19 protein-coding genes and 1 pseudogene are annotated in these 12,243 nt (G+C 63.7%); 7 read left to right on the top strand and 13 right to left on the bottom strand.

From position 1 onward, the window contains the following. Positions 1-447 (bottom strand): annotated as a pseudogene (locus tag H8A92_RS37010) (hypothetical protein); the annotation flags it as partial. A 103-nt stretch (positions 448-550) separates the two neighbouring features. Between H8A92_RS37010 and H8A92_RS37005 the strand changes: the two are divergent. Together H8A92_RS37005 and H8A92_RS37000 are read left to right on the top strand one after the other, a co-directional pair. Beyond that, positions 551-1,585, top strand: coding sequence for an aspartate-semialdehyde dehydrogenase (locus H8A92_RS37005; RefSeq protein WP_024583208.1), 1,035 nt, complete (start codon positions 551-553; stop codon positions 1,583-1,585). A 28-nt stretch (positions 1,586-1,613) separates the two neighbouring features. After that, positions 1,614-2,165, top strand: a complete 552-nt coding sequence (locus H8A92_RS37000) for a TIGR00645 family protein (protein ID WP_229200205.1) — start codon at positions 1,614-1,616, stop codon at positions 2,163-2,165. A 13-nt stretch (positions 2,166-2,178) separates the two neighbouring features. Here H8A92_RS37000 and H8A92_RS36995 read toward each other — a convergent pair whose 3' ends face one another. Further along, positions 2,179-2,835, bottom strand: a complete 657-nt coding sequence (locus H8A92_RS36995) for a carbonic anhydrase (RefSeq protein ID WP_229186709.1) — start codon at positions 2,833-2,835, stop codon at positions 2,179-2,181. A gap of 143 nt (positions 2,836-2,978) precedes the next feature. Here H8A92_RS36995 and H8A92_RS36990 point away from each other — a divergent pair, with 143 nt between their 5' ends. Further along, a complete protein-coding gene (locus tag H8A92_RS36990; RefSeq protein ID WP_229200204.1) occupies positions 2,979-3,857 on the top strand; it encodes an HpcH/HpaI aldolase/citrate lyase family protein in 879 nt (292 codons plus the stop codon). 163 nt (positions 3,858-4,020) lie between these two features. Here the strand turns inward: H8A92_RS36990 and H8A92_RS36985 are convergent, their stop codons facing one another. The 5 genes from H8A92_RS36985 to H8A92_RS36965 all read right to left on the bottom strand — a co-directional run bounded on the left by H8A92_RS36985 (position 4,021) and on the right by H8A92_RS36965 (position 6,979). Beyond that, positions 4,021-4,380, bottom strand: a complete 360-nt coding sequence (locus H8A92_RS36985; RefSeq protein ID WP_229200203.1) for a c-type cytochrome — start codon at positions 4,378-4,380, stop codon at positions 4,021-4,023. A gap of 10 nt (positions 4,381-4,390) precedes the next feature. After that, positions 4,391-4,816: a hypothetical protein gene (locus tag H8A92_RS36980; protein ID WP_229200202.1), complete on the bottom strand. Its 426-nt coding sequence runs from the start codon at positions 4,814-4,816 to the stop codon at positions 4,391-4,393. 70 nt (positions 4,817-4,886) lie between these two features. Further along, the gene (locus tag H8A92_RS36975) at positions 4,887-5,705 is read right to left on the bottom strand and encodes a glycosyltransferase family 32 protein (protein WP_229200201.1); all 819 of its coding nucleotides are present in this window, start codon (positions 5,703-5,705) and stop codon (positions 4,887-4,889) included. A gap of 85 nt (positions 5,706-5,790) precedes the next feature. Further along, on the bottom strand, positions 5,791-6,393 hold the full coding sequence (leuD, locus tag H8A92_RS36970) for a 3-isopropylmalate dehydratase small subunit (protein WP_074128336.1): 603 nt from the start codon (positions 6,391-6,393) through the stop codon (positions 5,791-5,793). A gap of 187 nt (positions 6,394-6,580) precedes the next feature. Beyond that, positions 6,581-6,979 (bottom strand): metallopeptidase family protein, encoded by a 399-nt coding sequence (locus H8A92_RS36965; RefSeq protein ID WP_229200200.1) that lies wholly within the window; start codon positions 6,977-6,979, stop codon positions 6,581-6,583. 101 nt (positions 6,980-7,080) lie between these two features. On the opposite strand from H8A92_RS36965, the gene H8A92_RS36960 reads away from it, so the two are divergent. Then, positions 7,081-7,407 carry a hypothetical protein gene (locus H8A92_RS36960; protein ID WP_163156821.1) on the top strand — a complete coding sequence of 109 codons (327 nt, stop codon included), beginning with the start codon at positions 7,081-7,083 and terminating at the stop codon, positions 7,405-7,407. Here H8A92_RS36960 and H8A92_RS36955 read toward each other — a convergent pair. Continuing rightward, entirely contained in the window at positions 7,404-7,769 is a 366-nt protein-coding gene (locus H8A92_RS36955) for a hypothetical protein (protein WP_229200199.1), read from the bottom strand. The genes H8A92_RS36960 and H8A92_RS36955 overlap by 4 nt on opposite strands. 115 nt (positions 7,770-7,884) lie before the next feature. Here H8A92_RS36955 and H8A92_RS36950 point away from each other — a divergent pair, with 115 nt between their 5' ends. Both H8A92_RS36950 and H8A92_RS36945 read left to right on the top strand, forming a co-directional pair. Beyond that, complete coding sequence (locus tag H8A92_RS36950) at positions 7,885-8,127, top strand: hypothetical protein (RefSeq protein WP_229200198.1); 243 nt, start codon at positions 7,885-7,887, stop codon at positions 8,125-8,127. 125 nt (positions 8,128-8,252) lie between these two features. Beyond that, positions 8,253-8,576, top strand: a complete 324-nt coding sequence (locus tag H8A92_RS36945; protein ID WP_229200197.1) for a hypothetical protein — start codon at positions 8,253-8,255, stop codon at positions 8,574-8,576. Between the two features lie 63 nt (positions 8,577-8,639). Here H8A92_RS36945 and H8A92_RS36940 read toward each other — a convergent pair whose 3' ends face one another. From H8A92_RS36940 to leuC, 3 genes are all read right to left on the bottom strand, one after another. Further along, a complete protein-coding gene (locus H8A92_RS36940) occupies positions 8,640-8,933 on the bottom strand; it encodes a DUF1330 domain-containing protein (RefSeq protein ID WP_229200196.1) in 294 nt (97 codons plus the stop codon). A gap of 228 nt (positions 8,934-9,161) precedes the next feature. Then, the gene (locus H8A92_RS36935; RefSeq protein WP_229200195.1) at positions 9,162-9,374 is read right to left on the bottom strand and encodes a hypothetical protein; all 213 of its coding nucleotides are present in this window, start codon (positions 9,372-9,374) and stop codon (positions 9,162-9,164) included. 102 nt (positions 9,375-9,476) lie between these two features. Continuing rightward, a complete protein-coding gene (gene leuC, locus H8A92_RS36930) occupies positions 9,477-10,883 on the bottom strand; it encodes a 3-isopropylmalate dehydratase large subunit (protein WP_163156831.1) in 1,407 nt (468 codons plus the stop codon). Between the two features lie 25 nt (positions 10,884-10,908). Here leuC and H8A92_RS36925 point away from each other — a divergent pair, with 25 nt between their 5' ends. After that, complete coding sequence (locus H8A92_RS36925; protein WP_229200194.1) at positions 10,909-11,073, top strand: hypothetical protein; 165 nt, start codon at positions 10,909-10,911, stop codon at positions 11,071-11,073. A 171-nt stretch (positions 11,074-11,244) separates the two neighbouring features. Here H8A92_RS36925 and rplS read toward each other — a convergent pair whose 3' ends face one another. Both rplS and trmD read right to left on the bottom strand, forming a co-directional pair. Then, entirely contained in the window at positions 11,245-11,625 is a 381-nt protein-coding gene (gene rplS, locus H8A92_RS36920; RefSeq protein ID WP_163156833.1) for a 50S ribosomal protein L19, read from the bottom strand. A gap of 110 nt (positions 11,626-11,735) precedes the next feature. Further along, positions 11,736-12,243: tRNA (guanine(37)-N(1))-methyltransferase (gene trmD / locus H8A92_RS36915; protein WP_229200193.1), on the bottom strand; the 508-nt coding region annotated here is incomplete at its 5' end.

The raw sequence follows: 12,243 nt of genomic DNA, 5'->3' as shown, positions 1-12,243 counted from the left end.
CCCGCCCGAGACGAGCCGCCCGGCAATCTCGGTGACCGCGGGGCCCATGGCCTCGCCGCCGGGGCGGTAGATTTCCAGCTCGGCCGCCGGCGCGCCATCGGCGTCGGTCCAGCGGAAAACGTCCTTGCGGCCGCCCTCAGGGTGCCGGAAGATTTCGTAAGTCTCTGTTTTATCTCGCTGATCGAGCTTGCTGATGGCGAAGGCGGGGGCCGAGCGGCCGGCCGGGCTCCAGCCTGTAGCGGCCGGGGCGGCCGTCGCGGTTGCGTCCGGCAGTTGCTTCCATAGATAGTTTCCGAGGACGACAAACAGCGCGAGCACGGCGGCATAGGCGAACAGCCCGGAGAGCGTGGCGTACACCTCGTCGACGAAGCTCGTCAGGGCTGACGGATTTCCCGTATGATGGGGCGCGGCGGGATCGGCCCGAAATAAACGCATCAAAACGCTCAAAGCTACGCAACGTTGTCTTGACGGGGTTTCTCGCATAGAAGCGCTGCCTCTTCCCTTTCCGCTGACAGCGGGGGAACGGGCATTTTTCGTCGGAGAGTGAACGATGGGTTACAAAGTCGCGGTGGTCGGTGCGACCGGCAATGTCGGGCGCGAAATGCTCAACATTCTCGATGAGCGCAAATTCCCCGCCGACGAGGTCGTCGTGCTGGCCTCGCGCCGCAGCGTCGGCATCGAGGTCTCCTATGGGGACCGCACGCTGAAGGTGAAGGCGCTCGAGCATTATGATTTCTCCGACATCGACATCTGCCTGATGTCGGCGGGCGGCTCGGTCTCCAAGGAATGGTCGCCCAGGATCGGCGCCGCCGGTGCGGTCGTGATCGACAATTCGTCGGCCTGGCGGATGGACCCGGACGTGCCGTTGATCGTGCCGGAAGTGAATGCGGATGCGGCCGCCGGCTTCACCAAGAAGAACATCATCGCCAACCCGAACTGCTCGACCGCGCAGCTCGTCGTCGCGCTGAAGCCGCTGCATGACAAGGCGACGATCACGCGCGTCGTGGTCTCGACCTATCAATCGGTGTCGGGCGCCGGCAAGGATGCGATGGACGAATTGTTCTCGCAGACCAAGGCCGTCTACACCAATGACGAGCTGATCAATAAGAAGTTTCCCAAGCGGATCGCCTTCAACGTCATTCCCCAGATCGACGTCTTCATGGAAGACGGCTTCACCAAGGAAGAGTGGAAGATGATGGCGGAGACCAAGAAGATCCTTGATCCGAAGATCAAGCTGACCGCGACCTGCGTTCGCGTGCCGGTTTTCGTCGGTCACTCCGAAGCGGTCAATGTCGAGTTCGCCAATCCGATCACCGCGGACGAGGCGCGCAACATCCTGCGCAATGCGCCGGGCTGCCTCGTGATCGACAAGCACGAGCCGGGCGGCTACGTCACGCCCTACGAGGCCGCCGGCGAGGACGCCACCTATATCAGCCGCATCCGCGAGGACGCCACCGTGGAGAACGGCCTGGCGTTCTGGTGCGTGTCGGACAATCTGCGCAAGGGCGCGGCGCTGAACGCCGTGCAGATCGCGGAAGTCCTGATCAACCGCAAGCTGATCACCGCGAAGCAGAAAGCGGCCTGACGGGCGGAGACCAACGGGGGGCGCAACCATGTCGGAACAGTCGGCTCCCGTCCCATCGAGTCCCTCGACGCCGCGCATCATGCGCGGCTTCGAATATGTGCTGTTCAACAGCCGCTGGCTGATGGCGCCGTTCTATGTCGGCCTGGTCGTGGCGCTGGCGGTGCTGCTGCTGAAATTCGCGCGCATGCTCTGGGAGTTCGTCCTGCATGCGGCCGGCTACAAATCGACGGAAGTCATCCTCGATGCGCTGGCGCTGATCGACGTCACGCTGGTCGCCAATCTCATTCTGATCGTGGTGTTCTCGGGCTACGAGAACTTCGTCTCGCGCATCGACACGTCGGGCAACCCGAACTGGCCGATCTGGATCACCAGGATCGACTTTGCCGGGCTGAAGCAGAAGCTACTGGCTTCGATCGTCGCGATCTCCGCGATCCACGTGCTGGAAGCGTTTCTCAACATAGATGCCGCGTTCGACGCGACGCGGATGACCTGGCTCGTCGCCGTGCACCTGGTGTTCGTGATCTCGGCGCTATTGCTCGCGCTGTCCGATCGCTGGGGCGGCGCTCACGGTGATGAGTAGCCGATAGGTCCAGCTACTCGCCGGCCTTCAGCGCATCGGCGACGCTGATGAATTCCTTCGCGGTCCGGTCGAGCACGAACAGCGAGCCTTCGGCGACGCCGAAATAGGCGCCGTGCAGTTGCATCTCGCCGCTCTCCACGCGTTCCCGGACGAACGGGAAGGTCATCAGGTTTTCCAGCGAGCGGAACACCGCGGCCTTCTCGATGCGGGTGACGAAGTCCAGCATGCTTTCATGCTCGCGCTGCTCGACCACCTCGCCGGGCTTGATGAACATCTGCATCCATTTGCCGATGAAGTCGCCCGGCGTGAGCGGCTTGATCTTGTCGACGAAGGCGCGGATGCCGCCGCACTGGGCATGGCCCAGCACCACGATGTTCTTCACCTTCAGCACGGTCACGGCGTATTCCAGTGCGGCCGACACGCCGTGGGCGTTGCTGTCGGGCTGATAGACCGGAACCAGATTGGCGATGTTCCGGACCACGAACAATTCGCCAGGACCTGCGTCGAAGATCACTTCGGGGGAGACGCGGGAATCGCAGCAACCGATCACCATGGTTTCGGGAAACTGGCCGCGTTCCGACAGGTCCCGGTAGCGCGACTGTTCAGTCGGCAGCCGCTGGGTCGCGAAGGTCCGGTAGCCGTCGATCAACTGCTTCGGAAAGAATTTCATGGCCTCTGGCTAACCACATGCGAACGACGGGAACAAGACTTTCGGCGTCCGGCCTGAGATGATACGGCAGCGTCGAAGCATGGTTCCTGCCCGATGCCCAAACATTGGACAGCGGCGGAGCCGAAGCCCCCAGGAGAATGCCCATGATCCGTCCGCGCCGCAGCCTGTTGTTCATGCCGGGATCGAATGCGCGCGCGCTAGAGAAGGCCCGCACGCTGCCGGCGGACGGCATCATCCTCGATCTGGAGGATTCGGTTGCCCCCGAGGCCAAGGCGATCGCGCGCGAGCAGATCGCCAAGGCGGTCGCCGCGAAGGGCTTTGGCAAGCGCGAGGTCCTGATCCGCATCAACGCGCTCGATACGCCGTGGTGGGTCGATGACATCGCCATGGCCGGCAAGGCGCAGCCCGACGGAATCCTGGTTCCCAAGATTTCCACCGTCGACGATCTCAACGCCGTCGCCGATCGACTCAGCGACGTCAATGCTCCTGCCTCGATCCGGGTCTGGGCCATGATCGAGACCGCGCGTGCGGTGCTCGACGCCGACAAGCTTGCCGCGGCATCGAAGGATTCCGAGACCCGGCTCGCCGGCTTCGTATTCGGGCCGAACGACATCGCGCGCGAGACCCGGATCCGGATGAAGCCGGGCCGCGCGGCGATGATCCCGATGATCACGCATTGCATCCTGGCGACCCGCGCGCACGGGCTCGAGATCCTCGACGGACCCTATGGCGACATCAGCAATGTCGACGGCTTTGCCGAGGAATGCGCGCAGGGCCGAGATCTCGGCTTCGACGGCAAGACGCTGATCCACCCGAGCCACATCGATGCCTGCAACGCGATCTTCACGCCGCCGGAGGCCGAGGTCACCGAGGCGCGCAAGATCATCGCGGCCTTCGAGCAGCCGGAGAACGCCTCGCGCGGCGCGATCCAGCTCGACGGCCGCATGGTGGAGCGCCTGCACGCCGAGATGGCCAAGCGCACCATCGCGATCGCCGACGCAATCGCAGCGATGGGGCATTGACGGTCATGGGCTCGGGCGCACGTCCCAAGCGCAGCGCCTTCGGTCGCAACGCAAACTGATCTCATCGCGCTCTAAAGCAATGAGATCAGGTTGAATCGTCGTTGCGCTTTAGCTCTTTGTTTGAGCATGATCTTTCCGGAAAACCGCTTCGCACTTTTCCGGATTAGTCGCGCTTCAGGCTCATGATATAGTTCGCGAGGTCATCGGCCTCACTCGGTCCCACGATGATGTTCGGCATCGTCGGATGGCTCGTCTTGAGGAACACCTTAAGCCAGAGCTTGGTGGTCGAGGGGCGGTTGGCGACGGCGACGAAGTCCGGCGGCACTTTCTTTGCGCCCGTGGGCATCGCGCCGATGACATGGCATTCCATGCACCACGCTTCGGCCAGCCGGTGTCCGGCAGCGATGCTTTCTGACGGCTGCTCGGTGCCATCTGCCCGATGCAGGCGCAGCAGGAAGAGCGCCCCCATCACGATCAGGAAGATCAACAACGCACGACGCCAGACGAGGTGCTGGTTCAGCATCGGCGTTCTCTCACGACGCCGGCTTGCGACCTGCGGCCTCGCCGAGCGCATCGATCGTCGCGGCGTTCAGGCAGTATTGGTGAAAATGGGCGCTGGACGTGCCGGCGGCGAGATCATGGTCGCACTGGCGCTTATGGCCGCAGAGGCTGCAGACCCGCTCCATGTCGCGCAGCACCAAGGGCTCGGTGCGCGCGAGCTTCTCCTGATCGATCCCGAGCGCGGTGAGCAGCTTGGGTAGCTCATCGGCGCTGTGCGGCCCCTGGCGCACCAGTGCCGCGAGATCGTCGGTGCTGATCCGCAGATCGCTTGCGATCTGGCTGAAACTCGCATCGTCCAGCTCGCGCAGTTCGCGAAGCTCCCGCCGATGCTTCAGCCAGTCGCCGAACACATCGACCAGATACTCGACGACAGGGTACGTCCGAGCTTCGGTGGTCATGGGCGCCTCCAATCAACGTAGAGCGGCATCCCAATATGATGCCTTCTGCGCAGCCCGACCTTGCGGCAGATCAAATCGGCTCACGCTTACCCGAAGTGCTCCGCTGCCCAAAGCGCTCCGTCGCCCATGCGTAGAGGCTGCCGGGGATCGGCGTCTCCTTGCCGCGTCCCTTCGGGGAGATGTGCAGGCCGATGATCCCGGGATCATCGAGGGTGCGCGAAAAATCCGACGGCTCGAAGAACAGTTTCGGCTCGGCGTGCACTGCGTAGAACGAGCGCTTCGGCAGCGCGTATTGCAATTCGCCTTCGCGGCGCGCCAGCGCGGTGAGCGCGGCGGGGCCGTAGATCGCGATGCGGATGTCGGACAGGCGATCGGATTTGCCGCGCAGCTTGCGCATCGCAAAGGTCAGGCGGTGACGCAGCGCGAGCCAGTCCGGCGTCAGTTCGTCCTGCTTCATCAGCGCTTCGAAGGCGCGCACGATCGGATCATGTTGCGGCAGATACAGCACCGAATTGCCGAGCTGCCGCGGCCGCTCCCAGGCAAAATAGGGCTTTGCCGGATCGATCTGGACAGGTTTCAAGAGCAGCACGTCGGCATCGAGCCAGACGCCCGCGCGCTGCGTCATCAGCCGCATCCGGAAGAAGTCGCTGAACTGCAGGATGGTCCAGTCGCGCCACGAGCCGTCGCGCTCGGCCGGACGCAGCTTCTGCGAGAACGAGTGCGGCAGCACCGCCTCGGCTTCGGCATTGCCGACGCCGTCGGGCAGACCGGGAATCGGATCGAAGCTGTAGACGGTGACCTTGTGCCCGGCCGCCACCTGCGAGCGCAGACAGGTCTGGCGCAACGCATCCATCGAGCCATGCCAGAAGGTGACGATGTCAGGCAGCATGTGCGTCAGCCATCAGCAGGTTTGCGAAGCGGCAAAGAAAAGCCCCGGCGCCTGAAGGCACCGGAGCTTGATGATACGCCGAGCCTCAAGCCCAGGCACGCTCCTTGAGCTTGGCCTCGTAGGTGTCGATCGACTTCTTCTTCTCCATCGTCAGCCCGATGTCGTCGAGGCCGTTGATCAGGCAGTGCTTGCGGAACGGGTCAATCTCGAACTTCACCTTGCCGCCGTCGGGACCGCGGATCTCCTGGTTGGGGAGGTCGATGGTCAGCGTCGCATTGGCGCCGCGCTCGGCGTCGTCGAACAGCTTGTCGAGATCCTCCTGCGACACGCGGATCGGCAGAATGCCGTTCTTGAAGCAGTTGTTGTAGAAGATGTCGCCGAACGAGGTCGAGATCACGCAGCGGATGCCGAAGTCGAGCAGCGCCCAGGGCGCATGCTCGCGGCTCGAGCCGCAGCCGAAATTGTCGCCGGCGACCAGCACCTTCGCGTTGCGATAGGCGGACTGGTTGAGAACGAAATCCGGGTTCTCGCTGCCGTCATCCTTGTAGCGCTGCTCGGAGAAAAGCCCCTTGCCAAGGCCGGTGCGCTTGATGGTCTTGAGGTACTGCTTCGGAATGATCATGTCGGTGTCGACATTGATGATCTTCAGCGGTGCCGCGACGCCTTCCAGCGTGGTGAACTTGTCCATCGGTGCTCTTCCCAGGCAAAAAATGGGATACGGGGCCGGATGTCTATCGCGAATGTGACAGCGGTAAAAGGGCGATTTCTGCAAAGCTGGCGCCCATTCCGTTCCGATGGAAGCGGAACGGGCTCCAGATCCTCGTTTTGACGCGTTTTCTTCACGCGAACCGGGGTCCACTTCGCTCGAAAACGCTCTACCCCGCGCCAGCCTCAATCGCCTCCATATCGGCGTCCGAGAGGCCGAAATGATGCCCAATCTCATGGATCAGCACGTGGCGGACGATGTGGCCGAGGGTCTCGTCGTGCTCCGCCCAATAGTCCAGGATCGGCCGGCGGTACAGCCAGACCAGGTTGGGGAGCCGGGCCACGTCGCCATGGCTCTGCTGCGGCAGGCCGATGCCGTGGAACAGGCCGAGCAGGTCGAACTCGCTCTCGGCCTGCATCTCGTCGAGCACCTCCTCGGTCGGGAAGTCGTCGACACGGATGATGAGGCCCTCGCAGAGGGCCCGGAACGTCTCGGGCAGGCGCTCGAAAACCTCGTGCGCCATGGCCTCCATCTCGGCGAGCGAGGGGGCTTTTTCTGTGGTCCACATGACACTCCTTTAGCGCGAGTGCTGTCGGCGGCGCCAGCGCAGTTGACCTTGGCGGCGCAATGGGAGACCGTGCGGCCCAATAATGGGGCTTGGGTGGCGTGATGAAACGGATCGTGGCGGCAGCGCTGTTGGCGGCATCAGTCGGGCTCTCGCTCCCGGTGGGAGAGGCGCGGGCACAGAGCGCGGCTGCCGAGGCGCGCGTCGGTGAGGCGGCTCCGGTCGTGCGCGAGCGCGTCGTCGAGCGCCGCCACCTGAAGCGCGTGCCGATCTACCGGTCCCGGCCGGATCATTGGGAACCGGATGTCATCCCGCGCTACAATCCCGGACCGAACGCCGTGCGTGACTGCACCGCGACCTATGTGCAGGAGCACCGGCCGAGCGGCACCGTGATCACGCCGCGCATGAACTGCTTCTGGCGGCCCGGCTAGCTGCGCGTCCGGCGGCGCGCTGCACTGATCACTGCGACAGCCGCGATCGCTCCCGCCGTTCCATAGACCGCGATCGCCATCAGCATTTGCGTGAGCTGGCTTGCGGTCCCCATGCCGCCGCCCGGACCTTGCGAGGCCAGCGCGATATCAGCGAGCATGATGGAACCAGCAAGCGTCGCGAGTGCAGTTCGAAGCAACTGCCTGCGTATGCCTGTGTGTGTCACCGCAATCTCCTGCAACAGTGAGCACGCGAGATACGACGGTAGTCTATGCCGGGTTTTGCGCACCAAGGCGAGAAACCGCGTGATGTGTCGGAACCTGAGCGCGCCGCCGGCATTCATGATCGTGGCGCAGAAATTCACTTCCCGCTCACGTCGTCCGCATCCAGCTCGCGATCTGCGTCGCGGCAACGGGGATCGATTCGAAACCGAATCGTCGTTGCGAGACGTGACATCAAGAGATCAAGGAGATTAGCTCATGAAGGTGATGAAGGTTCTGGGACTCGCGGCCGTCGGTGCCGTGCTGGGTTTGGCGATGCCGGCCGAGCGCGCGAACGCGATGTCGCTCGCCACGCCAGGCGCCGCCGCAACGGTTCAGGACAACGCGAACCAGACCACCACGCAGGTACGCTGGGGCCATGGACATAACCGTGGTTGGCATCGTGGCTGGCACCGCGGACATCACCGTGGCTGGGGACATCGCCGCCATTGGCGCCGCTGATCGCGCGGCGTATCAGCGCGCTTGAGACACAGGCCCGTGAGCAGCGGGCCTGTTGTCGTTGACAGCCTTCAAACCGGCAGATTCGCGCGCGAGATGACGTTCAACGCAATCTGCAGGAGTTGATCATGATGAGATGGATCGGCGTTGTCGCCGTGGCTTGTGCATTCGCATTGACGGCGCCGGCATCGGCAACTGCTGCGGCTTCAACCAGGCCGCAGGCCGGCGCGCAACAGCGCAAGGCGACCGATTTCAGTGCGCAGCACCGTCATCACCATCGTCACCACCACCATCGCGGCTATCGGCCTTACTACCGACCGTACTATCAGCCCTATTCCTACTATCGGCCGTACGGCTCCTATTACTACGGGCGGCCGTACTACTATCGGCCGTACCCGTATGCTGCGCCGGCGCCGTTCACCTTTGGCTTCGGGTTCGGCCCGTTCTGGTGACGCACGCGGCACAGCAGACCGATACACGCGCAACTCCGCTCGACCGGAGCTGCGCCGCTGACGTCAAGGCGCGAAGCCCTTCGCCAGCAGCACGATGCCCTGCGCACCGGCTTTGCGATCTCTCGAGATCTCGACGTATTCAGGTGATTCAGACCAGGCGCGGAATCCGGCTTCGTCGGGGAATGACATCAGCACCAGCTTGTCGCGATCCCAGCTGCCTTCGAGTACCGCGGGCTGTTCGTCGGCCGACAGCAGTCGCCCGTTGAATTTCCTGAACACGTCGAAGAAGCGCGCCTGATACCGATCATAGGCGGCGCGATCGGTCATCTTGAGTTGCACGATCACATAGACAGTCACTGGGCTTCTCTCCGGCTTCTCCGTCGCACGCGCTTTGCACGTTCATGACGCATTCAGTTGCGCATCCTTAGCGTCATGCCGGGAGCGACTGCTATGAACGCGAGGAGACCGGCTGCCATGCAGCGCGGTTCTCATTGCCGTTGTCAGGGAGGCCTAGAGATGAGAGCCATTTGCTGCGTGGATTGCTGAGATGGCGCCCGTTTTTGTCGGGTAACTTGCGCTAACGCGCTAATCCCAGTCCTTCAGCTTCCAGGGCTTTATCTTCCACGGCGTCAGGTTTTCCATCCGCCATTGCGTCCAGCGATCCGGCGGCCAGTGGCTGAGGCGCGAGGTCTCCTTCACCTCGGCAGGCAGATCGATCACGCGCGGCGCAGCGCGGCGGCGCCGCTTCTGCTGCGTCGCCTCGCTGATCATGTCGACGAATTCGCGCTTGTCGGTCACGGCAGGCTCCCCGCGAAATTACCCTCGCAAGGAGCCAGTGTGCGGGCGCCCCGTTAACGAGCCGTTTCCACAACGGCTCGAGCTTGAGGCGAAAACGGCGAGTTACCGCCAGTCGCGGACGTCGACGAAGTGGCCGGCGATCGCGGCGGCCGCGGCCATCGCGGGCGACACCAGATGGGTGCGGCCCTTGAAGCCCTGACGCCCCTCGAAGTTGCGGTTCGAGGTCGAGGCGCAGCGCTCTTCCGGCTTCAGCTTGTCCGGATTCATCGCAAGACACATCGAGCAGCCCGGCTCGCGCCATTCGAAGCCGGCCTTGACGAAGATCTTGTCGAGGCCTTCCGCTTCCGCCTGCTCCTTCACGATGCCCGAGCCCGGCACGATCATCGCGTTGACGTTGGCGTTGACGGTCTTGCCCTCGGCGATCTTGGCCGCGGCGCGCAGATCCTCGATCCGGCCGTTGGTGCAGGAGCCGATGAAGACGCGGTCGAGCTTGATGTCGGTGATCTTGGTGCCGGCGGTCAGGCCCATATATTTCAGCGCGCGGTGCTTGGAGAGCCGCTTGGCCTCGTCCGCGATCTTGTCGGGATCGGGCACGAAGCCGGTGATCGAGATGACGTCCTCAGGGCTGGTGCCCCAGGTGACGATCGGCGGCAGTTTTGCAGCGTCCAGCCGTAGCTCGTGGTCGAAATGCGCGCCCTCGTCGGAGCGCAGCGTCTCCCAGTAGCGCATTGCGGCATCCCAGGCGGCACCCTTCGGCGCCTTCGGGCGGTCGCGCAGGAAGTCGAACGCCTTCTGGTCGGGCGCCACCAGGCCGGCGCGTGCGCCGCCTTCGATCGACATGTTGCAGACCGTCATGCGGCCTTCCATCGACAGCGCACGGATCGCCTCGCCGGCATATTCCAGCACATAGCCGGTGCCGCCGGCGGTGCCGATCTCGCCGATGATCGCCAGGATAATGTCCTTGCCGGTCACGCCTTCCGGCAACTTGCCGTCGACGATCGCGCGCATGTTCTTGGCCTTCTTCTGGATCAGCGTCTGCGTCGCCAGCACGTGCTCGACCTCTGACGTGCCGATGCCGTGCGCGAGCGCACCGAACGCGCCATGCGTCGAGGTGTGGCTGTCACCGCAGACGATGGTGGTGCCGGGCAGCGTAAAGCCCTGCTCCGGACCGATGACGTGGACGATGCCCTGACGCTTGTCGAACTCGTTGTAATATTCGATGCCGAATTCCTTGGCGTTCTCCGCCATCACCCGCATCTGCTCGATGCTCTCGGGATCGGGGTTCGGCTTCGAGCGATCGGTCGTCGGGATGTTGTGGTCGACGACGGCGAGCGTCTTCTCGGGCGCGTGCACCTTGCGGCCGGCGGCGCGCAGACCTTCGAACGCCTGCGGCGAGGTCACCTCGTGCACCAGATGGCGGTCGATATAGAGCAGGCAGGTGCCGTCCTCGGCCTCATGGACCAGATGGTCGTTCCAGATCTTGTCGTACAGCGTGGTCGGTTTGGACATGAGCTTCAGCTCCAGAAGAAATTCAGTGGCGAATGGCGTTAAGCGCATCTCGGTGCGCGGGCAGGCGAAGGCGTCCAAGCAGCGTTACGCTGCGCGTCTAAGCTCAGACGTTGCCGACGTCGCAAAGCGCCCAAAGAAGCGGCCGGGCAGCCGCGAGCGATCGTCGATCACGACGCGCTGGCAGATCTGACTTGGGCAGCACTGGCTTGCTTGATCCGGAACCATTCTAAATTTCTAACACAGGGCTCGCGCCCGCGACAATCGATCGATGCGCGGGCCTGCAAGTCAGATAGGTATGCCGCAATAAAAAAGCGCGGGGCAGGCCCCGCGCTTTTGGTCACATCCCCTGGAAGGGAAAACGTTACTCGCCGACGGCGGTCTGGCGGTCCTGCTTCTCGACGATGCGGGCCGACTTGCCGCGCAGGTTGCGCAGGTAATAGAGCTTGGCGCGACGCACCTTGCCGCGGCGCACGACCTTGATCGAGTCGATCATCGGCGACATCACCGGGAAGACGCGCTCGACGCCTTCGCCGTAGGAGATCTTGCGCACGGTGAAGCTCTCGTTGAGGCCCTGGCCGGAGCGGCCGATGCAAACGCCTTCATAGGCCTGCACGCGGGTACGGTCGCCTTCGACCACTTTCACGTTGACGATGACGGTGTCGCCGGGGCCGAATTCCGGAATGGTCTTGGTGGCGGCGAGCTTGTCGAACTGCTCTTTTTCGAGCTGCTGAATAAGGTTCATCGAAATCTCCATCGGCGGCGCGCCCAGCCTGTATGGGGGCTGCGCAAACGTCCATCTATCCTGCGCGTGTGCGGATTAGGCCGTGCCTATAAGGCAAAGCGCGGGGTTTGTCACCCGTCTGTCGTGTTTTTTGTCCCTCGCGGAGCGGCTTTTTGGCCGGCCTTCCGGGCCCAGAGGTCGGGCCGCCGGGCCGCCGTCAGGGCCTCGGATTGGGCCAGCCGCCAGGCCGCAACCTTGGCATGATCGCCGGAAATCAGGATTTCCGGGATTTGTCGGCCCTCGAATTCCTGCGGGCGGGTGTATTGGGGGTATTCCAGTAGTCCTTCGGAGAAGCTCTCCTCGGTTCCCGAGGCCTGCTTGCCCATTACCCCGGGCAACAGGCGGACACAGGCGTCGATCAGCGCCATCGCGGCGATCTCGCCACCGGACAGCACATAATCGCCGATCGAGACCTCCTCGAGCCCCCTGGCCTCGATCACCCGCTGGTCGATGCCCTCGAAGCGGCCGCAGACGATCAGGGGGCCGGGCCCGGCCGCAAGCTCCGCGACCTGGTCCTGGGTCAAAGGCCGACCTCGCGGGCTCATCAGGAGGCGCGGGCGGTCAGCCGCGATGTCGGCG

This window comes from Bradyrhizobium acaciae (genome assembly GCF_020889785.1).
Classification (GTDB): Bacteria; Pseudomonadota; Alphaproteobacteria; order Rhizobiales; family Xanthobacteraceae; genus Bradyrhizobium; species Bradyrhizobium acaciae.
The sequence above is the reverse complement of the archived record's forward strand: the minus strand, read 5'-3'. Positions and strand labels throughout refer to the sequence as shown.